Source organism: Dyella sp. 01N36, assembly GCF_056399745.1.
In genome coordinates this window covers 1-1,817 of sequence record NZ_JBFTRY010000345.1, presented here as the reverse complement: position 1 = coordinate 1,817, position 1,817 = coordinate 1, and the positions used below count along the sequence as shown (strand labels likewise).

Sequence of the window (1,817 nt, the reverse complement as noted above, 5' to 3'; positions counted from 1 at the left end):
GCCTTGAGATAGCGCGGATAGTGCGCCAGCCGTGATGTCGGTAGATCACGCAGGAAGCCGGGCGTGAGCAGCGCATCAAGCTGTTCGCGCAGATCGTCATAGCTGGCCCGCGCAAAACCCATCAGCGGTGGTTGCAGCCAGGGTTTCAGATCAGCCTGCGCCTCGATGATGGGCTCGGCCAACTTCAATCGCTCGACGGCTGCGCCAAACAGTTCGCGGGCTGCCTGCGTGTGCAACGCCTCGRACGCCCCGGCAGTGCGCACATTGAGCTGGTAGCGTGACAGCAGGTCCTGCAAGCCGCCTTCGACCAGATCCTCGCGCAGGCCGTCCACGCCGCCGATTGGCGCGTATTTCAATGCGAGCGGATTGCCGACCGGCAGGCGACGACGCGCCTGTTTCATGTCGGTGGCCAAGGCGTTGCGCAACAGGCGAATCACGCCTTGCACGTGCGCTTCGCGTGCCTCGTCGCTGCGCTCGAACACGCGCAGCGCCACCGCGTCGCCCAGGTCGACCAGCGCCGGGAATGCGAGCAGGCCACCGGTCGAGCGCACCTGCTGTGGAATTTCTTCGAAGTCCCAGCTGGCGATGTCTTCACGGGTGAGCTCGATATCGGTCTTGCGCGAAAACGCCTCGCGCGCCTGGCCTTCCCATTGCGCGCGGATGGCGGCGAGGTCGCGCCCGGTCGCCAGCGTCTTGCCGTTTTCGTCGTGCAGGCGATAGCGCATGCGGAAGTGCGCAGGCAGCATCACCTGATCGAATTCGGGCGCCGATATATCGACGCCGGTGGCGCGCTTGAGGAACACAGCAAGCGCCTTGGTCAGCGACTCGTCGCGCGGCGCTTCGGCTTCGACGAAGGCGCGTGCGAAATCCGGTGCCGGCACGAAGTTTCGTCGCAAGGCTTTGGGCAGTCCTCGTATCAGCTCGGCGATTTTTTCAGCGAGCAGACCCGGTACCAGCCATTCGCAGCGCGCGGCGGGCAAAGCGTTCAACATGGCCAGCGGCAGATGCAGGGTGACGCCATCTGCATCGTCGCCCGGGACGAATCGGTATTCGAGACGGTACTTCTGTGGCGGCACATCCAACGACGCAGGGAATGCCTTGGGATCAAGGCCCGCACCACCGCTCATCACATCATCAAGCGACCAGCGCAGTGCAGCCTGTTCAGCCGGACGCGCCTTGCGATACCACGCATCCAATGCCCGACTGTCGGCGATGTCCTGCGGCAGCTTGCCCTCGAAGAAGCTGACCAGCTCGTCTTCATGGCGCAGCAAGCCTTCGCGGCGTTGCTTGGCCTCGATGCCGCGCGCATCTTCCAACACCCGCTGGTTGGCGCGGATGAAGTCAGCGCGCGCGTCGATATCGCAACGGGCCAGGGCTTCGCGCAGGAAGATCTGGTGCGCGAGCGCGGGATCCTGTTTCTGGAAGGTGACCGGCCGACGCTCGACCAGGGTGAGCCCAAACAAACTCACCTGCTCGTACGCGACCACGTGGCCGCGCTTGCGCGACCAGTGCGCGTCACGGCAGGACGCGCGCAAGAGATGCGCGGCCTGCTGTTCGATCCATAGCGGCTCGACGCGTGCGCACATCATGCCCCACACGCGACCGCCGACATCGAGGATTTGTCCCGCGAAGATCCAGTTGGGCGGCACTTTCGAGAGTGACGAACCAGGGAACACCTGGAAGCGGCGTTCGCGCGTGCTGCGATAGACGCCCTTCTCGTCCTTGTGGCCCACCTGGGTGGGCAGGCCGGCGAGCAGGCTGCGATGGATGGCTTCGTACTGCTTCGCGGCCTCGTCGTCGCCCTTGCTCCCTCTCCC

1 protein-coding gene is annotated in these 1,817 nt (G+C 64.9%); it reads right to left on the bottom strand.

Annotation, left to right across the window (positions count from 1 at the left end):
- The coding region (locus AC1DMG_RS21930; protein ID WP_477181131.1) for a DUF3418 domain-containing protein at positions 1-1,817 on the bottom strand (1,817 nt) is incomplete at both ends.